At 73.4% G+C, this 19,546-nt stretch carries 22 protein-coding genes, 2 tRNA genes and 1 pseudogene; 12 read left to right on the top strand and 13 right to left on the bottom strand.

What is annotated here, in order from left to right; all coding sequences use genetic code 11:
* Positions 1-37: 37 nt before the first annotated feature.
* On the bottom strand, positions 38-682 hold the full coding sequence (locus P3T27_RS18640; protein WP_280679868.1) for a dihydrofolate reductase family protein: 645 nt from the start codon (positions 680-682) through the stop codon (positions 38-40).
* A gap of 254 nt (positions 683-936) precedes the next feature.
* On the opposite strand from P3T27_RS18640, the gene P3T27_RS18635 reads away from it, so the two are divergent.
* On the top strand, positions 937-1,875 hold the full coding sequence (locus P3T27_RS18635) for a MerR family transcriptional regulator (protein ID WP_280679866.1): 939 nt from the start codon (positions 937-939) through the stop codon (positions 1,873-1,875).
* Between the two features lie 144 nt (positions 1,876-2,019).
* Here the strand turns inward: P3T27_RS18635 and P3T27_RS18630 are convergent, their stop codons facing one another.
* Together P3T27_RS18630 and P3T27_RS18625 are read right to left on the bottom strand one after the other, a co-directional pair.
* The gene (locus P3T27_RS18630; protein WP_280679864.1) at positions 2,020-2,211 is read right to left on the bottom strand and encodes a DUF397 domain-containing protein; all 192 of its coding nucleotides are present in this window, start codon (positions 2,209-2,211) and stop codon (positions 2,020-2,022) included.
* Positions 2,208-3,035 (bottom strand): helix-turn-helix transcriptional regulator, encoded by an 828-nt coding sequence (locus tag P3T27_RS18625; RefSeq protein WP_280679862.1) that lies wholly within the window; start codon positions 3,033-3,035, stop codon positions 2,208-2,210. The genes P3T27_RS18630 and P3T27_RS18625 overlap by 4 nt, the downstream gene beginning before the upstream one ends.
* Before the next feature lie 110 nt (positions 3,036-3,145).
* Here P3T27_RS18625 and P3T27_RS18620 point away from each other — a divergent pair, with 110 nt between their 5' ends.
* The 4 genes from P3T27_RS18620 to P3T27_RS18605 are packed head-to-tail and all read left to right on the top strand — an operon-like array spanning position 3,146 to position 4,192.
* Positions 3,146-3,409: a hypothetical protein gene (locus tag P3T27_RS18620; protein WP_280679860.1), complete on the top strand. Its 264-nt coding sequence runs from the start codon at positions 3,146-3,148 to the stop codon at positions 3,407-3,409.
* Complete coding sequence (locus tag P3T27_RS18615; RefSeq protein ID WP_280679858.1) at positions 3,406-3,642, top strand: hypothetical protein; 237 nt, start codon at positions 3,406-3,408, stop codon at positions 3,640-3,642. Before P3T27_RS18620 ends, P3T27_RS18615 begins: the two co-directional genes overlap by 4 nt.
* Positions 3,639-3,851, top strand: coding sequence for a hypothetical protein (locus P3T27_RS18610; protein ID WP_280679856.1), 213 nt, complete (start codon positions 3,639-3,641; stop codon positions 3,849-3,851). Before P3T27_RS18615 ends, P3T27_RS18610 begins: the two co-directional genes overlap by 4 nt.
* Positions 3,848-4,192, top strand: a complete 345-nt coding sequence (locus P3T27_RS18605; protein WP_280679854.1) for a hypothetical protein — start codon at positions 3,848-3,850, stop codon at positions 4,190-4,192. Before P3T27_RS18610 ends, P3T27_RS18605 begins: the two co-directional genes overlap by 4 nt.
* 28 nt (positions 4,193-4,220) lie before the next feature.
* Here the strand turns inward: P3T27_RS18605 and P3T27_RS18600 are convergent, their stop codons facing one another.
* A complete protein-coding gene (locus P3T27_RS18600; RefSeq protein WP_280679852.1) occupies positions 4,221-4,592 on the bottom strand; it encodes a helix-turn-helix domain-containing protein in 372 nt (123 codons plus the stop codon).
* Positions 4,593-4,729: 137 nt separating this feature from the next.
* Between P3T27_RS18600 and P3T27_RS18595 the strand changes: the two genes are divergently transcribed.
* Positions 4,730-5,569: an NAD(P)H-binding protein gene (locus P3T27_RS18595; RefSeq protein WP_280679850.1), complete on the top strand. Its 840-nt coding sequence runs from the start codon at positions 4,730-4,732 to the stop codon at positions 5,567-5,569.
* Positions 5,570-5,664: 95 nt separating this feature from the next.
* On the opposite strand, the gene P3T27_RS18590 is transcribed toward P3T27_RS18595, so the two are convergent.
* On the bottom strand, positions 5,665-6,474 hold the full coding sequence (locus P3T27_RS18590) for a phosphoribosyl-dephospho-CoA transferase MdcG domain-containing protein (protein WP_280679848.1): 810 nt from the start codon (positions 6,472-6,474) through the stop codon (positions 5,665-5,667).
* Between the two features lie 172 nt (positions 6,475-6,646).
* Here P3T27_RS18590 and P3T27_RS18585 point away from each other — a divergent pair, with 172 nt between their 5' ends.
* Positions 6,647-6,865: a hypothetical protein gene (locus P3T27_RS18585; RefSeq protein WP_280679846.1), complete on the top strand. Its 219-nt coding sequence runs from the start codon at positions 6,647-6,649 to the stop codon at positions 6,863-6,865.
* Between the two features lie 73 nt (positions 6,866-6,938).
* On the opposite strand, the gene P3T27_RS18580 is transcribed toward P3T27_RS18585, so the two are convergent.
* Positions 6,939-10,163: a S41 family peptidase gene (locus P3T27_RS18580; protein WP_280679844.1), complete on the bottom strand. Its 3,225-nt coding sequence runs from the start codon at positions 10,161-10,163 to the stop codon at positions 6,939-6,941.
* Positions 10,164-10,359: 196 nt separating this feature from the next.
* On the opposite strand from P3T27_RS18580, the pseudogene P3T27_RS18575 reads away from it, so the two are divergent.
* Positions 10,360-10,683, top strand: a pseudogene (locus tag P3T27_RS18575) (chitinase); the annotation flags it as partial.
* A gap of 95 nt (positions 10,684-10,778) precedes the next feature.
* Positions 10,779-11,972 carry an MFS transporter gene (locus tag P3T27_RS18570; protein ID WP_280679843.1) on the top strand — a complete coding sequence of 398 codons (1,194 nt, stop codon included), beginning with the start codon at positions 10,779-10,781 and terminating at the stop codon, positions 11,970-11,972.
* Here the strand turns inward: P3T27_RS18570 and P3T27_RS18565 are convergent.
* The 4 genes from P3T27_RS18565 to P3T27_RS18550 form a co-directional block, all read right to left on the bottom strand.
* On the bottom strand, positions 11,969-12,604 hold the full coding sequence (locus tag P3T27_RS18565; protein WP_280679842.1) for a DJ-1/PfpI family protein: 636 nt from the start codon (positions 12,602-12,604) through the stop codon (positions 11,969-11,971). The two genes, P3T27_RS18570 and P3T27_RS18565, sit on opposite strands and share 4 nt — an antisense overlap.
* The gene (locus P3T27_RS18560) at positions 12,604-13,575 is read right to left on the bottom strand and encodes a GlxA family transcriptional regulator (RefSeq protein WP_280679841.1); all 972 of its coding nucleotides are present in this window, start codon (positions 13,573-13,575) and stop codon (positions 12,604-12,606) included. The genes P3T27_RS18565 and P3T27_RS18560 overlap by 1 nt, the downstream gene beginning before the upstream one ends.
* Positions 13,576-13,704: 129 nt before the next feature.
* Positions 13,705-13,778 (bottom strand) — tRNA-Lys (locus P3T27_RS18555).
* A gap of 79 nt (positions 13,779-13,857) precedes the next feature.
* Positions 13,858-14,049: a zinc-binding dehydrogenase gene (locus P3T27_RS18550; protein ID WP_280679839.1), complete on the bottom strand. Its 192-nt coding sequence runs from the start codon at positions 14,047-14,049 to the stop codon at positions 13,858-13,860.
* 158 nt (positions 14,050-14,207) lie between these two features.
* On the opposite strand from P3T27_RS18550, the gene P3T27_RS18545 reads away from it, so the two are divergent.
* Positions 14,208-15,791 carry a Na+/H+ antiporter gene (locus P3T27_RS18545; protein ID WP_280679837.1) on the top strand — a complete coding sequence of 528 codons (1,584 nt, stop codon included), beginning with the start codon at positions 14,208-14,210 and terminating at the stop codon, positions 15,789-15,791.
* A gap of 193 nt (positions 15,792-15,984) precedes the next feature.
* Positions 15,985-17,646: a glucose-6-phosphate isomerase gene (gene pgi, locus P3T27_RS18540; RefSeq protein ID WP_280679835.1), complete on the top strand. Its 1,662-nt coding sequence runs from the start codon at positions 15,985-15,987 to the stop codon at positions 17,644-17,646.
* 112 nt (positions 17,647-17,758) lie between these two features.
* Here pgi and P3T27_RS18535 read toward each other — a convergent pair.
* From P3T27_RS18535 to P3T27_RS18525, 3 genes are all read right to left on the bottom strand, one after another.
* Positions 17,759-17,832 (bottom strand) — tRNA-Lys (locus P3T27_RS18535).
* Positions 17,833-17,900: 68 nt separating this feature from the next.
* Positions 17,901-18,458 (bottom strand): bifunctional DNA primase/polymerase, encoded by a 558-nt coding sequence (locus tag P3T27_RS18530; RefSeq protein WP_280679833.1) that lies wholly within the window; start codon positions 18,456-18,458, stop codon positions 17,901-17,903.
* Between the two features lie 124 nt (positions 18,459-18,582).
* Entirely contained in the window at positions 18,583-18,957 is a 375-nt protein-coding gene (locus tag P3T27_RS18525; RefSeq protein ID WP_280679831.1) for a hypothetical protein, read from the bottom strand.
* 265 nt (positions 18,958-19,222) lie between these two features.
* Between P3T27_RS18525 and P3T27_RS18520 the strand changes: the two genes are divergently transcribed.
* Positions 19,223-19,543 (top strand): hypothetical protein, encoded by a 321-nt coding sequence (locus P3T27_RS18520; protein WP_280679829.1) that lies wholly within the window; start codon positions 19,223-19,225, stop codon positions 19,541-19,543.
* The last annotated feature ends 3 nt before the right edge of the window (positions 19,544-19,546 follow it).

Here is a 19,546-nt window from a genome sequence, read left to right as displayed (position 1 = left end):
CCCCACTACCCGCCTCGTCGGGTAGTGGGGCCTCGTGTCACCTTCGCCAGAACAGGTGGTGCGTGACGCCGCTCGGGCTGGGCACGACCTCCAGGTGGAACCGGTCGAGCAGCTCGTCGGGGGACTCCCAGAGCCGCAGTCCGGACCCGAGGTCCACCGGTGCGACCACCACGTGCATGGTGTCGACGAGGTCGGCATCGAGGAACTGCCGGATGGTGGTGACCCCGCCGCCGAGCCGGACGTCCTTGCCCTCCGCCGCTTCCCGGGCCCGTTCGAGGACCGTGGCCGGGTCGCCGTCGACGAAGTGGAACGTGGTGTCGGAGAGCGTGAACGACGGACGTGCGTGGTGGGTCATGACGAACACCGGTGTGCGGAACGGGGGCTCGTCGCCCCACCAGCCGCGCCACTCGTGGTCCTGCCAGGGCCCGCGCTGGGGCCCGAACTTGTTGCGGCCCATGATCTCGGCACCGATGTTGCGTGCGAAGTCCCGGGTGAAGTAGTCGTCGAGCCCCCGGCTCCCCCCGGGATCCGTGCGCATGGGCCAGCTCGCCGTGGCTCCGGCCCAGGCGAACAGCCGCTCGGGACGGTCGAGGCCGAACGGCTCTTCGAGACTCTGGTGCTCACCGGCACCGATTCCGTCACGCGAGACGTTGAAGTTCATGACTCTGAGCAGTTGATCCACGTGTTTCCTCGGCAGGTCTTGTCGTGTCGTCGTGCGGCGGGGCGCCGCACACCATGACGTCGGAGCGGACACGGCCGGATCGACATCGGCCGACAACCTATTTTCAAGGCGTGTCGGCCCGTGACTCGGAGGACTCGCGGGCAGCCGTCCTTGAGCGCGACCGGTTCCGTGGAGCCGTCGGTGCGGACCCCGATGACGGTCCGGCTGGGGAACAGCCTGGAGTCTCCAGTGACTGGAGACAGCAGAGTGGGGGCATGGACGTTACGACCCTCTACTCGATCGGGGAGCTTTCCCGGCGGACCGGCTTGTCCGTGAGGACCATCCGGTTCTACTCCGATTCGGGGGTGGTAGCGCCGACCACCCGAAGCCCCGCCGGTTATCGGCTCTACGACCTCGACGCACTGCTTCGTCTGGAACTCCTCCGCACACTGCGCGAGCTGGGCGTGGACCTGGCCACGATTCAACGGGTACTGGACCGTGAGCTCTCGGTGGCGGAAGTCGCCGCGGCGCACGCCGACGCCCTGGACGTCCGGATCCGGATGCTGCAACTGCGTCGGAGCGTCCTGCGAGTCGTGGCCGGACGCGGGTCCGGTCCCGAGGAGACCAAGCTCATGCACAGGCTCACGCAGTTGTCCGGCGAGGAACGCCGACGGTTGATCGACGATTTCCTGGACGGCACCTTCGGCACAGCGGATGCCGAACCGGCCGTGGTGGCCATGGTTCGCGCTGCCACTCCCGACCTCCCCGATGATCCGTCCGGCGAGCAGGTCGCCGCGTGGGTGGAGCTCGCCGGGCTGATCGGCGACGAGGACTTCCGGGCCCGGATCCGCCGGACGGCCGGGTACCAGGCCGCCGGGCGCACGCCCGACATCGAGAGCGAGGCCGGCGAGGAACTGATGGAGTTCACCCGTCAGAAGGTGGCCGAGGCCCTGGAGTCGGGCATCGACCCGCTCGGCGACAGGGCTGCACCCGTCATCGACGACCTCGTGCACCGCTTCGCCGGGGTGTTCGCGCGCACCCCTGACACGGAGTTCCGGGACTGGATGGCCCAGCAGTTCGAAGAGGCGCACGATCCCCTGGTGGATCGGTACTGGCGGCTGGTGTGGATCGTCAACGGCTGGCAGGTGGTACCGAACCTGATCCCGGTGTACCCCTGGCTCATCCAGGCCCTGCGAAACGACCGCGACGCATAGTCACCGCAGTGGAGACCGTCCCGGAGCCCTGGGCGAGTCCAAGGGATCGCCTGCGAACATGAAGCGGCGGCGTCATGTCGGCGCTGCTCGGCTACCCCTCCGAGCAGCGCCGGCTGCGCCTGACCTCGGGACTCAGACCGGGCGTCAGACCGTGCCGAACTCGCCGGCTCGGACGGCGGAGACGAAGGACTGCCACGCCTCGGCCGGGAAGATGAGGGCCGGTCCGTCGGGGTCCTTGCTGTCCCGGACGGTGCCGGGGTGAGCGTCGTCCACCTCGATGCAGTTGCCTCCGTTGCTGCTGTACGAAGACTTGAACCACTGAGGCTCGACGGTCACGGCAGTTCCTCTCTTAGCTGGCTGATCAGGGCCACGGACTCGGCTTGTGAGAGTGCCAGGGCCTGCAGTTGATAGTAGGCCGTGAGCATCGGCGGTACTGCGCCGCTGTCCCGTTCCAGGTGCCCTTGATGCGCTGATTCGGCGTAGGACATCAGCGATCGGTCCGGAAGGGTGAGGATGTTCACCGGAAGATCAAACGCTCGTTCCTCTCCCATGGCGAACGGAGCCACCTGGAGAACGGTGTTGGGCATCCGGGCGAAGGCTGCAAGCTCATCGAGTTGGGCAGCCATGGTGGTCTCTCCGCCGACCGGCCGCCGGATGCAGCTCTCGTCCAGAACGGCGTGGATCAGTGGCGGGGATTCCCGGCGCAGGTTCGCCTGTCGGCGTGCGAGGTAGGTGACCCGCTCCTCGGCTTGGTCCTCCGTGATGCTCCCTCGCCGGGCCGCGCCCGCTGCGATGGCCCGCGCGTAGTCCATGGTCTGGAGCAGCCCTGGCACGATGCCCAGGTCGAACAGCCTCAGCTCCACCGCCCTGGACTCGTGCGCGACGTACTCCGGGAAGCCTTCGAGGATGGTCGACGACTTGAGATCGCGCGACTTGCGAACGAAGAAGTTCTCGAACCCAAACGCCTTGTCAAGTTCGCGCGCCAGGCGTGCTGTTGGGGGGCGGCGGCCAGTTTCGACGGCCGACACATGCGTCGGTGAGTAGCCGATGGCATGTGCCAGCTCCTCCTGGGTCCACCCCCTTGCCTCTCGTGCGCTGCGGAGATCTGAGCCGAACTTGGCGGCAGGGGACGAATCGGGGTCCAGTTCAACCTTGTTCATGGGTGTCGATTCCCTCTCCCCAAGCAGATCCGACAGGTTGAAGACATCTGCAGCGTAGACGACAGTTGGCGCTCTGGGTAGTCATCGCACTACGGAACGGAGTTGCCGCCGTGACGCGCAAGAAATCCCCCGCTGGGCCGCCCTATCGCCCGCAGGTCGGCGAGCTGGTCAAGGACGTGACGACCGACAAGAACGTCGTCTACATGGACACGCGGGGTGGGCTCGCCTATGTGCGGCCGGTGGGCGGGGGTGTGGAGTGGACGGTCGACCCCCTCCGCATCCAACCTCTCCCGGGCGAGCCGATGTTGGTCGTCCACATCGTCCCCGCCAAGTCCCGTGGCCGGCTCGGCGTCGGCAATGAGGGCGCCGCGTGAACCGCCAACCGGCCTTCGGCGCCGATGTGTTGATCGCCGTCGGCATCATCGGTGCGCTCAGCGGCGGTGCGGCGGCGATCGCCACCTGGGCGCTTCCCGGTCCGCCGAGGGCGGCCACCGCGCTGGTGTGCCTGGTGACGTTCGCCGCCGCCCTCATGTTCGGCGTCGTCGTGGCCGAACCGATCATGCGGCGGGCCACCCGGCGGCGCATCGGACGGGACCGCCGCCGATGACCACCCGACCCGCCTGCCCCGCCCCGGACTGCGGTGCGCCGGTCGATCTGCTCGACGACGCCAACGCGGCCGGGCGGACGTGGAACTGCCCGATCTGCGCCCGGTGGGGCGTCGCCTGGTCGCAGGCCTACCTGGCGAACCAGCCGTTCGAGGAACCCCTGGTCGTCCTCGGTCGCAGACCCTGCCGCCGGACGATGGGCGAACCGTGAGGTCGACCATCGGCCGCGCGATCCTCGGCCTGCTGCGTCAGGCTCGGGTCACCTGCCTGTGGCTCTGGGGCGCACACCTCCAATTCGCGCCGCCGCTCCTGTGGTTCAGCCCCAGGCGGCGCAAAGCGGTCGCGGCGGTGGAACGGGTACTCGCCGAGGAATGGCACCTCCGGCAGGCCTGCGACGAGGCTGCCCGGGACGCCCTGCACGCCGAGCTGTCCGAGGCCATGGCCAGACTCCAGCAGGCGGCGGGTGGCTCGTACGTCCTCGCCCGACGGCCCGCTCCGGCGCCCCGTCGCCGGCCTCGCGCGGCGTCCAGGCCGCCCAACCGGCCCAATTGAGAGCCTCCGGCGGCCGACTGCTTCGGCGCTATCCCGCGTCGCGCGGCGGCAGTCGTCGGGTGATCCGGTCGAACAGCTCCGCCAGCGGTTCGCCGACGTCGCGACCGAACTCGGTCAGCCCGTAGGTGACCTGAGGCGGCGTCGTCGGCTCGACCTTCCGCCAGACCAGGTTGTCCTGGACCAGCGAGCGCAGGGTCTGGGAGAGCATCTTCTCGCTGATGCCTCGGATGCTGTCGCGCAGTTCGTGGAACCGGAGGTCGTTGCTCCGCAGGGAGATCAGCACCCAGATGCCCCACCTGCTGGTCACGTGGTCGACCATGTCGCGCGCGGGGCAGTCGGTGTGAAACACGTCATACCGCTTCGTCGTGTCGGTCTGCATGAGCTGCGAGCCTCCCGTCATGTGAGGAGCTTACCCCGAGGTATGTCCTTACGAAATGTTAGCCAGACCCCTAGCGTCAAGGCCACGAGCCACAAGGCCACAAGGCCGCAGGGCCTCAAGGCCACAGGGCCGCAAGGCCATTGGACAAGGAGCTGATCATGATCGTGGTAACCGGGGCTACCGGAAACGTGGGCCGGCCGTTGACGCGGGCGCTGGCCGAGGCGGGCCACCAGGTGACGGCGGTGTCGCGGCATGCGGCGGCGGTGCCGGACGGCGTCCGCCACGTGGTGGCCGACCTGGCCGAGCCGGGCGGCCTCGAACCCGCGCTGGCCGGGGCGAAGGCGCTGTTCCTGCTGCTGTCCGGCGACCTGCACGCGGCCGGAGCCGGCCCGGCCGAGCTCATCGGCCGGGCCGCGGCCGGTGGGGTCCGCCGGGTCGTCCTGCTCTCTTCGCAGGGCGTGGCGACCAGGCCCTTCGGCCCGACGCGGATCGCGGTGCGCGCGGTGGAGGACGCGCTGCGGGAGTCCGGCCTGGAGTGGGCCGTCCTGCGGCCGGGCGGCTTCGCCTCCAACGCCCTGTGGTGGGCCGAGTCCATCCGCACGCAGCGGGTCGTCGCCGCGCCCTTCGGCGACGTCGGGGTGCCGATCGTCGACCCGGCGGACATCGCCGAGGTCGCGGCGGCCTGCCTGCTGGACGACCGGCACACCGGCGGCGTGTACGAGCTGACCGGCCCGGAGGTGATCACGCCGCGCGGGCAGGCGGAGGCCATCGCGGCCGCGCTGGGCTCGCCGGTGCGGTTCCAGGACCTCACCCGTGACGAGGCCAAGGCCGCCATGGCCCGGAGCATGCCGGCCGAGCTCGCCGAGGACACCCTGGACATCCTCGGCTCCCCGAGCCCGGCCGAGCTGCGTGTCAGCCCGGACGTCCAGCGGGTCCTCGGCCGCGCCCCGCGCCGCTTCGCCGACTGGGCCGCCCGCAACGTCGCCGCGTTCCGCTGAGGACGGGCAGCCGTCACCGGATCGGCGCGCCCGGCGATCCGCTGCCGACGGCGGACTCGCCGGGCAGCTGCCACCGGTACCGCCGAGGTGACGGCTCAGACGAACGGGCCGCGCGGGAACCACGGATCGCGGACCTCCCGGGGCCCGTAGGGCGTCAGCAGCGTCAGGGTGTACGGCGAGGCCGCGTACTCGGCCAGCTGCACCGCGCCGTAGCGGGTCTCCAACTCGGCCTGCACCGGTACCGGCAGCTTGCTCAGCGCCCGCCGCAGCTGCAGCGCGTCCCGGCGGCTGATCGGGTGCGGGGCGCGCAGCACCAGTCGCAGCGGGCTCAGCGGCCCGGCCACCGGCACCCCGGTGCCCAGCTCGTAGCCGATCGCGCCGATCGGGCCCCAGGAGAGCCGGTGGTCCGCCACCACCCGGCCGGCCTCCGGGAGCAGAGCCAGCGCCGGGATCCCGGCGACCCGCTCGGCGTCCAGCCGCTCCCGCCGCTCGGCCAGCTGCTCGGGCCGCAGCGTCCGGGCCACCGCTGCCCAGGGCGCCAGCGCGTCCAGCCGCTGCCCGGGGCGCGGGCCGCGCACGGTCACCGGGAACCAGAGTTCGGGCGCCGCCTCCGGATCCCGGGTGCAGCGTTGCGGGTGCGGCAGGTCCACCGGGGAGCCGACCACCGAGGGCGCCCGGCCGACCGTCACCCACGGGTGCGCCCGCAGTACCGCCCGCGCCCAGTCCGGCAGCTCGCCGCCCGCCAGCGGGCACAGCGAGCTGGGGCACTGCATCAGCAGCAGGTCGTGGGCGCCGGGCAGCCGCCCGTCCAGCGCGGCCAGCGGGCCGACCCGCCGGCGCGGTCCGTCGTGGGGCTCCTCGGCGGCGGTGCGTCGGGCGTGGCTTCCGGAAGGTACGACGGTCACAGCGGGCTCCAGACGGTGGCGTCAGTTCGGCCGACGGCTCCACCCTGCGCCCGTCCGACGCCGACCGACTACGGCCCTTGGGCGCGTTCACCAGGGACCAAAGGCTCAAGGTGCGTGCGTCCGCACCCGGTGTGAGAGTGGGGGAAGCCCGGTATCCGTCCGAGGAGGAGTCATGGGCATCTTCGACAGGTTCCGCCACAAGGCGCACGAGGCGACCGGGCAGGACGCCGCCGAGCGTGCCGCCCTCGCCCACGACGAGGCCGTCGACGCGTACAGCTCCGAGGTCGAGCGGACCCGGGAGACCCGCGAGGCGGAGCAGCGCGCCGCTCAGGAGGAGGACGACCGGCGTGCGGCCGAGAACATGACGGCCGAGGGCGACCCCTGGGGCTGACCGTCCCGGTCCACCTTGCCCGCCCTACCGCCCCGCCCGCCCTGCCGCCCCGCCCGCCGCTGCCGTCCCGGCCTCAGTGCGTCCGGGGCGGCAGCGGCGGGCGCCGCAGGTCCGGCCGGGGGGTGTCCTCCGGCGGGGGCACCGAGGCGGGCACGTCCTCCAGCAGGTCCAGGGCCAGCTGGACGGCGGCGACCAGCTCGGGGTGGCGCCCCCGGGCCCAGTCCCGCGGGGAGCGCAGCACGTGCACGTCCGGTTCGACGCCGCGGTTCTCCACCGACCAGCCGAGCCCGCCGGTGAACCAGGAGGCGTTCTTGGGCACCGAGATCTGGGTGCCGTCGCCGAGGGCGTGCCGCCCGGTCATCCCGACCACCCCGCCCCAGGTCCGGGTGCCGACCACCGGGCCGAGGCCCAGCAGCTTGATCGCCGCGATGACCACGTCGCCGTCCGAACTGGTCGCCTCGTCGGCGAGCGCCACCAGCGGGCCGCGCGGTGAGTGCCGGGGCCAGCGGACCGGCTGGCGGTCCCGGCTGAAGTCCCAGGCGAGGACGTGCCGGGTGAGCTTCTCCAGCACCAGCTCGGAGACGTTGCCGCCGGCGTTGCCGCGCACGTCCAGGACCAGCGCGGGCTTGTCCAGTTCGCGCCGCAGGTCGCGGTTGAACTGCGCCCAGCCGGAGCCGCCGAGGTCCGGGATGTGCAGGTAGCCGCACCGGCCGTCGCTGAACTCCCGGACCAGGGCGCGGCGTCTGGCGACCCAGTTCTGGTAGCGGATGGCCCGCTCGTCGGTCAGCGGGGTGACGGTGATCCGCCGCACCGGGCCGTCCGGGCCGGTGCGCAGGGCGAGCTCGACGGTGGTGCCGCCGGTGCCCGCCAGCAGCGGCAGCGGGCCGCGCACCGGGTCCACCGGGCGCCCGCCGACGGCGAGCAGTTCGTCGCCGTCGCGCACGCCCTGGGCGGCGAGCGGGGCGCGGGCGCGCGGGTCGGAGGACTCGCCGGGCAGCACCCGGTCGAGCAGCCAGCGCCCGTCGGGGGAGCGGTGCGCGTTGGCGCCGAGCAGGCCGAGCGGCTGCTGGGCGAGCGAGGGCCCCTCGGCGCGCCGGGAGGGGGTGACGTAGGCGTGCGAGGTGCCGAGCTCGCCGAGGAGTTCGCGCAGCAGGTCGGCGAAGTCGTCGGGCGAGCAGATCCGCTCCAGCAGCGGCTCGTACTGGGCGACCAGGGCGGGCCAGTCCAGGCCGGACATCCGCTCGTCCCAGAACTGGTCCCGGACGATCCGGGCCGCCTCGTGGTAGGCCTGTCGCCACTCGGCGGCCGGGTGCACGGTGTGGGTGATCCGGCGCAGGTCCACCGTGGTGCCGGCGCCGGGGGCGGTGACCGGGATGATCCGCAGGGTCCCGGCCGAGTAGATCGCGACCGAGCCGCCGTCCCCGGAGACCGCGTAGCCGTCCAGCCTGTCGACCAGGGTGGTCCGGGTGCCCCGGGCGAGGTCGAAGTACTCCAGCGAGGGGCGGCCCGAGGTGTCGTCCGGGCTGGCGAAGGTCTGCCCGAGGGTGCCGGAGATCGGCCAGCGCAGCCAGAGCAGGCCGCCGCGCACCGCGTCGGTGGCCGAGTACTTGGAGGCGATCACCGGGAACTGCAGCAGCCGCTCGCCGATGCCCGGCGGATCGACCCGGACGGTGCCGTCGCCGCCGCCGTCGCCGCGCGGGGTGCCGTCCTCGGCGGGTGCGGCGAACGGGGACGGCGTGTCGGCGGTGAGCGGGACGAGGTACGGGCGGCAGCCGACCGGGAAGGAGAGGTCGCCGGTGTGCACGTCGTGGACCGGGTCGAAGCCTCGCCAGGACAGGAAGGCCAGGTAGCGGCCGTCCCGGGTGAACACCGGCTGCTCGTCCTCGAACCGGCCGTCGGTGACGTCGGTGATCGGTCCGGGCGCCTCGGTGCGGGTGAGCCGGATCCGGCGCAGCGAGCGCCCGGCGGCCGGCTGGGACCAGGCGATCCAGTGCGAGTCGGGGGAGAAGCGGGCGCTGGAGACCGGCCCGTAGCCGGAGGCGGCGAGTTCACGGACGGTGCCGTCCGCGGCGTCGACGAGCAGCAGTCGCCCGTCCGAGGCGACGGCGGCCAGGCGGGCGCCGTCGGGGGAGGCGGTGAGTTCCAGGACGCGGCCGAGCCGGCCGGCGGCGAGCACCCGGTGCCCGTGCTTGCCGCCCTCCCCGTGCCCGGGGTCGCCCTCGTGCCCGGGCAGCGGCATCACCTCGATCGCGTCGGCGCCCTCGGCGTCGGTGATCCAGGCGGCCTCGCCGGTGTGCCCGAGCACCACCGGCAGCCGGGTCCGCACCCCCGGGGTGTCCGCGAGGGCGCGGGCCGGGCCGTCCTTGTGGGTGAGCCAGTACTGGCTGCCGCGCACGGTGACGACCCCGGCCCGGCCGGTCTGGTCGCAGGCCAGGTCCTTGACCTGGGTGGCGGCACTGACCTGGTACGGGCGGCGGCCGGCCCGGGCGCCGCCGAGCGGGACGGTCAGCCGGCGTGGGGCGGGGGCGTCCAGGTCGTCGAGCAGCCAGAGGTCGCCGGCGTGCTGGTAGACGATCCGGGTGCCGTCGGTGGCGGCCTCGCGGGCGTAGTAGGAGGCGTGGTCGGTGTGCCGGCGCAGGTCGGTGCCGTCGGGGCGGCAGGAGTAGACGTTGCCGATGCCCTCGTGGTCGGAGAGGAAGGCGATCCGCCCGCCGACCGGCATGGGGGAGGAGAGGTGACCGGGGTGGTCGGCCAGGATCTGCTCGCCGCCCACCCAGAGCCGGCCGACGGCGCCGCCGCGGTAGCGCTTCCAGGCGGCGGGCTCGTGCGGGGCGGCGCCGGTGAGCAGCACGGTGCGCTCGCGGCTCATCTGGGCGTCGCCGACCGGGCCCCAGGGCATCCGGCGGCCGGGGGAGCCGTCGGGCGGCAGCGCGTGCGCCCAGGTGTAGTGGCCGAACGGCTCGTGGTAGGAGGTGACGGCCAGTACCTCGCCGTCCGGCAGCCAGCCGCGCACCCGGGTGTCCTGGCTGCCCCAGTGGCTGAGCCGTCGGGCCTCGCCGCCCTCGACGGGGGCGGTCCACACCTCGGGGGTCAGGCTCAGCCAGCTGGTCCAGGCGAGGGTGCCCCCGTCGGGGGAGAAGCGGGGGTGGCTGACCCGGGTGCGGTCGCAGCCCACCCGCCAGGCCCGGCCGGTGGTGTCGTCGGCGTTCAGCGGGGCGATCCAGACGTCGTCCTCGGCGGTGAAGGCGAGCAGGTCGCCGTGCAGGTGGGGGTAGCGGAGGTAGCCGGGCGGGGTCACCCCTCCATCCTTCGACGGGGTGTCACACCCGGCAACCGGGGCGGTCCGCCGGGGTCGTCGGCTGGGGCGGGCCGCCCCGGTTGTCCGAACCGGTCTGGATCATTGACACCGTGCTGTATGCACGGATCACCCGGCCCACCTCCTTCCGGTCGATGCGGTCAACATGCGGCACGGCACTGACAAGGCGGCGATCTCCGCCGACTTCCACGTCGCGATGACCGACCTGCTGCTCAACGGCTTCCCGGTGGCGGGCAACACCGCCAACATGTTCCCGCCGCTGCCCGCCTCCAAGGTCGCCATCGGCATGCCGGCCACCACCAACGCCGGCAACGGCTACATCGCCCCGGCCGAGGTGAACAAGGCCCTGGACTGCCTCACCAAGCTGGCCAACTGCGGGACGTACGTGCCGCGTTCGGGTGCCCAGCCGAACCTGCGCGGGCTGATGACCTGGTCCGTCGACTGGGACCAGTTCGGCGGCCGGGAGTTCTCCAGGAACTTCGACGGCTACTTCCACCGCTGACCGCGACCCCGGGGCACCGAAGGCCGGTCGGCCCGGCGCCCCGGGACCGGCCGGAGCTTGAACCTGACACCGGTGTGAGGTCCGAGCATGAGCCCATGCCGACCACAGCCCCGACGCCTCCCGTCACCACAGCCCTCCGATTCCCGCTGCCCGCCCTGCTGGCGCTGGCCACCGCCGTCTTCGTCACCGCGCTCACCGAGAACCTGCCCGCCGGCGTCCTGCCCGGGATGGGCGAGACCCTCGGCGTCAGCGAGTCGGCCGCCGGCCAGACCGTCACCGTCTACGCGATCGGCTCCGCCGTCACCGCGATCCCGCTCACCGCGGCCACCGCCGGCTGGGGCCGCAAGCGCCTGCTGCTCACCGCGATGGCCGGCTTCGCCGTCGCCAACACGGTGACGGCGGTCTCCACCGACTACCGGCTCACCCTGGCCGCCCGCTTCCTCGCCGGCGTCGCGGCCGGCCTGGCCTGGGCGCTGCTGGCCGGGTACGCCCGCCGCCTGGTGCCGCCCGAGCAGCAGGGCCGGGCGATGGCGGTCGCGATGGCGGGGGTGCCGCTGGCGCTGTCGCTCGGGGTGCCGGTCGGCACCCTCCTCGGCCGGGTGCTGGTGTGGTGGGTGCCGTTCCTGGCGATGACGGCGCTGGCCGTCGGCGTGGTCGGCTGGATCGCGGCGACACTGCCCGAGCAGTCCGGCCGGCCGGGCGGCGAACGGACCCCGGTGCGGCGCGCGCTCACCGTGCCCGGGGTGGTGCCGGTGCTCACCGTGACGGTGCTCTTCGTGCTCGCCCACACCCTCCTGTTCACCTACGTCGCGCCCTTCCTCGACCGGGCCGGCCTCGGCGACGCCACCGACGCGGTGCTGCTGGTGTTCGGGCTGGCCTCGCTGGTGAGCGTCTGGTTCACCGGCGCGCACATCCACCGCCGGCTGCGCCGGCTGACCGTCGGCGGCGCGCTGCTGGTCGCGGTGGCGGCGGGCGTCCTCGGCCTGTGGTCCGCCAGCGCGCCGCTGGTCTACCTCGCGGCGCTGCTCTGGGGCCTGGGCTGGGGCGGCGCGCCGACCCTGCTGCAGACCGCCGTCGGCGACGCCGGCGGCGCCCGGGCGGACGCCGCCCAGGCGATGCTGGTCACCCTCTGGAACGCCGCGATGGCGGGCGGCGGCGTGGTCGGCGGCCTGGTGCTCGGCCACCTCGGCACCGGCGCACTGCCCTGGACGGTCCTCGCCCTGCTGCTCCCCGTCCTCGCCGTGGTTGTCGGCGCCCGCGCCCACGGCTTCCCGGCCGAGCGCCGTTAGCCCAGCAGCAGTCGCTTCGCGCGCAGTTCGGCGACCAGTTCGGGCGGGGCCGTCGCGATCGAGCCGGCCGAGTACGGCGGCTGCGGGTCGTACTCGATGATCAGCTGGATCGCCTCCGCGGTCGCGTCCCCGGCCAGCAGGCCGGTCAGCGTCAGCGCGAGGTCGATCCCGGCCGAGACCCCGGCCGCGGTCGCGTACTTGCCGTCGACCACGACCCGCTCGGTGCCGGTCGGCTCGGCCCCGAACCGGGTCAGCTCGTCCAGGCAGATCCAGTGCGAGGTGGCCCGCCGGCCGGTGAGCAGTCCGGCGGCGCCGAGCACCAGCGAGCCGGTGCAGACCGAGGTGGTCCAGGTGGTGGTCGCGTCCACCGCGCGCACCCACTCCAGCACGGCCGGGTCGGTCAGCTGGGCCTCCGTCCCCGGCCCGCCGGGGACGAGCAGCACGTCGGCCGAGTCCACCTCGTCCAGGGCGGCGTCCGCGGTCAGCGCCAGGGTCTTCATGTCGGTGCGGACCGGGCCGGGCTTCGCGGCGGTGAACACCACCTCGGCACCGGGGATGCGGGACAGCACCTCGCAGGGGCCGACCGCGTCCAGGGCGGTGAAGTCGTCGTACAGCAGAACGGCGATACGCATCAGTGTCCTCCAAGGGGGTGGGGGTGGAAGCGGCGTCGGTACTCGGCGGGTGGGGCGGCCAGGGCCCGGACGAAGGCGCGCCGCATCGCCTCCGGGGTGCCGTAGCCGCAGGCGCGGGCGACCTCCTCGATCCCGTCGTCGGAGTCCTCCAGCCGGCGGCGGGCGGCCTCCAGCCGGACCCCGTCCACGTACCGGCCCGGGGTCACCCCGACCTCGGCGGTGAAGGCGCGGGCGAAGTGCCGCGGCGACAGCGCCGACCGGTGGGCCAGCGCCTCGACCGACAGGTCGGCCTCCGGGTGCTCGGCGATCCACTGCTGGACCTCGCGCAGCGGCTGCCGGGCCGCCACCTGGGCGGCCAGCTGGGTGCTGAACTGGGCCTGGTTGCCCGGCCGGCGCAGGAACACCACCAGGTGCCGGGCGATCAGCAGGGCGGCGTCGCGCCCGAGGTCCTCCTCGACCAGGGCCAGCGCCAGGTCGATCCCGGCGGTGACCCCGGCGGAGGTGGCGAGGTGCCCGTCCCGGACGTGGATCGGGTCGGGGTCGACCTCGACGTCCGGGAACCGCCGGGCCAGCGCGTCGCAGTACGCCCAGTGCGTGGTGGCCCGGCGCCCGGCCAGCAGCCCGGCCTCGGCGAGCAGGAAGGCCCCGGTGCAGACCGACACCACCCGGTCGGCCCGGTCGGCCAGCTCCCGGATCCGCGCCACCAGCGCCCGGTCCGGGGCGCGGGTGCCCTCCCCGCCGGGGACCAGCAGGGTGTGCACCGGCCCGACCTCGGCGAGGTCCGTGTCCGGCGCCAGCCGCAGTCCGCTGTGGCTGCGCACCGGACCGCCGCCGGGGGAGGAGGTGGTCACCCGGTACGCGCCCGGCCGCCCGGCGGCGGTGCTCGCTCCCGCGAACACCTCCAGGGGGCCGGTCACGTCGAGGCTCTGCACGCCCTCGTAGAGGACGACGACCACGCTGCGTGCGCTCATGCGACCAGCCTGTCAGCGGGTGGCGGTGGCAGCAATGACCTGTTTCCCACCTTTTCTGCCACCGGCGGGCGAGTGACGGCAGAACGCCGGAAGGCCCTCCGCTCTCGCGAAGGGCCTTCCGACTGTCTGTGCGCCGCCAGGGACTCGAACCCCGGACCCGCTGATTAAGAGTCAGCTGCTCTAACCAACTGAGCTAGCGGCGCCTGCTGACGTGGAGAACATTACCTGGTCAGCAGCCGAAACACACAATCGGCCCGGACGGCGGCCGCACCCGCCGCGGCCTCAGGCGGTCAGCGCCACCTTGCCCCGGACGTGCCCGGTCGCGACCAGCCGGTGGGCGTCGGCGGCGCGCTCCAGGGGCAGCGCCTCGGCGACCTCCAGCCGCAGCTCGCCCGGGCCGGGCTCCGGATCGGGCACCTCGGTGACCCGCAGGACCTCCGGACCGCCGGACCTCGTCACGGTGACCGCCTTCATGTCCGCTCCCGCCCTCTCGATCGTTCGACTGCCCCCGACCCTCGAACCTGAAGTCCGCTTGAGGTCAAGTCGCCGTTCGGCGTGTCGTCACCGATGGGCGCATTGTCAGATTTATCCTGGGCGGCGCTCAGCCGTCCGTCAGCGAGAGGAACGTTTCCGTGGGCCAGCTGCCCCTGCTCTTCCTGGTGCTGCTCGCCTCCGTGGTGACCATGCCGCTCGCGCGCAGGACCGGAGTGCCGCAACCGGTCCTGATGACCCTGCTCGGCATCGTCATGGCGCTCGTCCCGCAGATCCCGGACGTCACGATCGAGCCCGAGCTGATCCTCCCGCTGGTCCTGCCACCGCTGATCTTCGCGGTCGCCCGGCGCTCCTCGGTGCGCTACTTCAAGGCCAACGTCCGCTCGATCCTGCTGCTGGCCGTCGCCCTGGTGGTGGTCACCACGGCCGCGGTGGCCGGGGCGGTGCACTGGCTGCTGCCCGCCCTGCCGGTCGCCGCCGCGATCGCGGTCGGCGCGCTGGTCTCCCCGCCCGACCCGGTGGCCGCCGTCGCGGTGGCCGGCAGCGTCGGCCTGCCCCGGCGCCTGGTGGCGATCCTGGAGAGCGAGGGACTGTTCAACGACGTCACCGCGATCGTCGTCTACTCACTGGCCATCGAGGCCGTGGTCAGCGGCGACTTCTCGATCGGCCACGCGGCGCTGCGCTTCGTCCTCTCCGCGGTGCTCGCCGTGGTCGTCGGCGTCGCCCTCGGCTGGGTGAACGCCAAGCTCGCCGAGCGCCTGGACGACCCGACCCAGCAGGTCGCGCTCAACCTGCTGGTGCCCTTCGCCGCCTACACCATCGCCGAGGAGATCCACGGCTCCGGCGTGCTCGCCGTCGTGGTCTGCGCGCTCTACCTCGCCGAGCGGGCCGCCGACGCCGACGCCGTCTCCTACCGGCTGGTCGGCAACGCCTTCTGGGAGGTCGTCGAGATCCTGATCACCGGCGTCGCCTTCGGCCTGATCGGCCTGGAGCTGGCCACCGTGCTCAAGGAGGCCGGCCGTGGCTGGACCGGCTTCATCAGCGACGCCGCCGTGGTCATCGGGGTGGTCGTGGTGGTCCGGCTGCTCTGGCTGCTGCCGGCCGGCTGGCTGTCGAAGAGGCTGCGCAGCGGCGACGACGAGGACACCCCGTTCAGCTGGAAGGAGAGCGTGATCCTCTGGTGGTCCGGCATGCGCGGCGTGGCCACCGTCGCCCTGGCCCTCGCCATCCCGCTCACCCTGCACTCCGGCGCGGACTTCCCCGAGCGCGGCCGACTGGTCTTCATCGCCTTCAGCGTGGTGCTGTTCACCCTGCTGGTGCAGGGGCTCACCCTGCCCTGGCTGGCCAAGCGGCTCGAACTGGACATCGACCAGGACAAGCACGAGCAGGCCGTGCGCCAGCTCTGGTGGCGGGCCGCCAAGGCGGGGCTCCAGCGGCTCGGCGAACTGGAGGAGCAGGACCGGCTGCCCGCCGAGGTCGCCGACCGCCTGCGGGACCGTCAGCACGACCGGCTGGCCCGGCTCTGCCCGGAGAACTACGCCGAGGAGGAGGCCTCCGAGGCGAAGCTGCGCCTCACCCAGTGGCGGGCCGCCCGGGACGTCGAGCAGGAGATGATCGCCGCCTCCCGCCGCGAGATGCTCGCCGCCCGCAGCGAGCTCGGCGCCGATCCGGAGCTGGTCGACCAGGTGCTGCGCGGGCTGGACCTGCGCTCGGAACGGAAGTGACGAGGAGTCCGGCCGCCGCGGGCCGGAATGTGCGCGACCCCGCCGCCGGTTGCATAGGCTGAGCCCGGGCAGGCCGTCAACGACGTCGGCGCACCACCAGTACCCGCACGACCTCGCACGGAGACCCTTGCGGCCTGGCCCGCACCGCCTGGCCCTGCCGGTATCCGCACCCAGATGAATCGAGGAACCCCCGATGTCGGAGACCCGCGCCGACGCCCGCACCCCGCTCGACCGCACCCCGCAGTGGGCCGCCCTCGGAAAGCACCGGGCCGCGCTGGGCGACACGCACCTGCGCGAGCTGTTCGCCGCCGACCCGGAGCGCGGCCGCCGCTACACCCTCCAGGTCGGCGACCTGCACGTGGACTACGCCAAGCACCTGGTCACCGACGAGACGCTGGAACTGCTGCGCGAACTCGCCGCGGCCACCGGCGTCGCCGGGCTGCGGGACGCGATGTTCCGCGGCGAGAAGATCAACAACACCGAGCACCGTGCCGTCCTGCACACCGCGCTGCGCGCCCCGCGCGGCGCCGTGATCGAGGTCGACGGCGAGAACGTGGTGCCCGCCGTGCACGCCGTCCTCGACAAGATGGCCGGTTTCGCCGAGCGGGTCCGCAGCGGCGAGTGGCGCGGCCACACCGGCAAGCCGATCCGCACCGTCGTCAACATCGGCATCGGCGGCTCCGACCTCGGCCCCGCGATGGCCTACGAGGTGCTCCGCTCGTACTCCAGGCGCGACCTCGACGTCCGCTTCGTCTCCAACGTGGACGGCGCCGACCTGCACGAGGCGGTCCGCGACCTCGACCCGGCCGAGACGCTGTTCATCGTCGCCTCGAAGACCTTCACCACCATCGAGACCATCACCAACGCGGTCTCCGCCCGCGACTGGCTGCTCACCGGGCTGGGCGCCGGCACCGAGGCGGTGGCCAAGCACTTCGTCGCGCTGTCCACCAACGCCGAGGGCGTGCAGGACTTCGGCATCGACACCGCCAACATGTTCGAGTTCTGGGACTGGGTCGGCGGCCGCTACTCCTACGACTCGGCGATCGGCCTCTCGCTGATGATCGCCATCGGCCCGGACGCCTTCCGCGAGATGCTGGACGGCTTCCACCTGGTCGACGAGCACTTCCGCACCGCGCCGCCGGAGCAGAACGTCCCGCTGCTGCTCGGCCTGCTCGGCGTCTGGTACGGCGCGTTCTTCGACGCCCAGGCGCACGCCGTGCTGCCCTACTCGCACTACCTGTCGAAGTTCACCGCCTACCTGCAGCAGCTGGACATGGAGTCCAACGGCAAGTCGGTGACCCGCGACGGCTCGCCGGTGAACTGGCAGACCGGCCCGGTGGTCTGGGGCACCCCCGGCACCAACGGCCAGCACGCCTACTACCAGCTGCTGCACCAGGGCACCAAGGTCATCCCGGCCGACTTCATCGGCTTCGCCGAGCCGGTCGCCGACCTGCTCCCGGGCCTGGTCGCCCAGCACGACCTGCTGCTGGCCAACTTCTTCGCCCAGACCCAGGCGCTGGCCTTCGGCAAGACACCGGAGGAGGTCGCGGCCGAGGGCGTGCCCGCCGAACTCGTCCCGCACAAGACCTTCCAGGGCAACCACCCGACCACCACCATCCTGGCCGCCGAGCTGACCCCCTCGGTGCTCGGCCAGCTGGTCGCGCTGTACGAGCACAAGGTGTTCGTCCAGGGCGCGATCTGGAACATCGACTCCTTCGACCAGTGGGGCGTCGAGCTGGGCAAGGTGCTCGCCAAGCGGATCGAGCCGGTGCTGCTCACCGGCGAGGGCGCCGAGCAGCTGGACAGCTCCACCGCCGAGCTGGTCGCCCGCTACCGCGCGCTGCGCGGCCGCTGAGCCCCGGCCGGGCCGTCCGCTCCGGCGGGCGGCCCGGCGTCCTCGTCCCGTCGGACGCGGCGGAGAACGCCGAGAGGCCCCTCGCTTTCGCAAGGGGCCTCTCGGCTGTCTGTGCGCCGCCAGGGACTCGAACCCCGGACCCGCTGATTAAGAGTCAGCTGCTCTAACCAACTGAGCTAGCGGCGCCTGCTGACAGAGAAGACTTTAGCAGCGGCTCCGGCCCGCGCCAAAATCGAATACCGGCCGTCCGGCGTTCACCCCCCGGTCACGACCGCCGCGCCGGCCGGCACCGCCGGGACCGGCTCCCGGGCCGCCCGCACGCACGCCCACAGCACCACCGAGGCGCCCGGCAGCCACGGCTCCCGGTCCTCCGGCGCGACGATCCACCGGCCGGAGCCCAGCCCGGGGGAGTCCGGGCTGTTCACCATGCGCTGCACCGGCGGCACCGTCACCGCGTCGCCCCTGCCGTGGCACAGCAGCGGCGGCACGTCCCGGGCCCACTCCTCCCAGGCCAGCAGCCGGCGCAGCCGGGGCGCCGCGCCGGGCCGGACGAACAGCAGCGTCCGCCCCCGGTAGGAGGCGACCGGCCCGCAGCCGGGCCCGGAGGCCCACAGCTCGTCCAGCACCCGGCGGCCGAACAGGGCCGGCATGCTGATCACGTCGAAGGCGCGACCGCAGGGCAGCACCGAGGGCGCCCACGGGCGGGCCTCCCAGAGGGCGCGCATGCTGCGCGGGTACTCGCTGGCGGAGGCGAGCCAGGCCTCCCCGGCGACGGTGACGTACTCCACCGACTGATACGTCCAGATGTCCACGGACAGCAGCCTGCGCGGTCCGCCGGCACGGCGGGAGGGAAAGCACCGTTCGCCGGACACGGCAACGGGGAACCGCGTACCCTTCCCGCTCGCGCATATGCCAGCGGCGAATGTTCGGGTGCGCTCAGTCCTCGTGGCGGCGGGGCTGGAGCAGGCCGCGGCCGTACTCGATCATCTTGGCGGCGTAGTCCGGGGTCCAGTCCGCGCGCCGGGCGATCTCGGTGCCCGACAGCGCGTCGAAACGGCGCGGGTCCGCCAGCTGGGCGGCGGCGACCGCCTGGAAGTCGGTGGCCCGCTCGGCCGCCGCCCGGAAGGCCAGGGCCAGCTCGGTGGAGCGGCGCAGCAGCTCCGCGGGGTCGTCGATCGACTCCAGGTCGAAGAAGCGTTCCGGCTCCGGCTCGGCGGACTGCGGCTCGAACAGCAGCTGCACCGGACGCAGACGCCGCCCGGGGTCGGCCGGACCGCCGTGGTCGGACGCCTTCGTGTGGGAGTCGGGCATGGACGGACACCTCCGGGTCTCGGTGGGGGGTGGGCGGCGGCTGCTCCGGGCCGCGCCGCCCGGCCGCGGCCGCCGTCCATTGTCGCGCGGCACCGGCCGGTAACGGAACGGTGCGCGTGCGGGCGCTATTCCCCCGTACGCGCCGGGGTCGTGCCCCCGCGGCGGCGCCACTCCTTCGGGTGGTCCGGGGCCCGGGGCGTCATCGCGGACGCGGGCCCGCCGTTGTCCCGGGTGTTCGCGCGGACCACACGCCCCCGGAGGAACCATGCGTGCACGGAAGGCCCTTCCGGCCCTCGCCCTGCCCCTCGCCCTGCCACTGGTGTCGGTGCCGGTGGCGGCCCCTGCGGCCGCGGCCGCCGAGACCACCGTCGTGGTGACCGGCGCGAAGAGCGCCCCCGGCGGCTGGTCCACGGCGACCTGCCCCGCCCGCAGCCACCTGACCGGCGGCGGCTACACCCTCGCCCCGGCCGGCCCGGGCGACACCGTCCTGGCGAACGCCCCGGCCGCGGCCGACCCCGGCTCCTGGTCGGCGCGCGCCGAGCGCGGCGTCGTCACGGCCTACGCCCTCTGCGAGACCGAGGACTGACCA

The organism is Kitasatospora sp. MAA19 (genome assembly GCF_029894125.1).
Classification (GTDB): Bacteria; Actinomycetota; Actinomycetes; order Streptomycetales; family Streptomycetaceae; genus Kitasatospora.
This window is presented reverse-complemented; position numbering and strand designations above follow the sequence as displayed.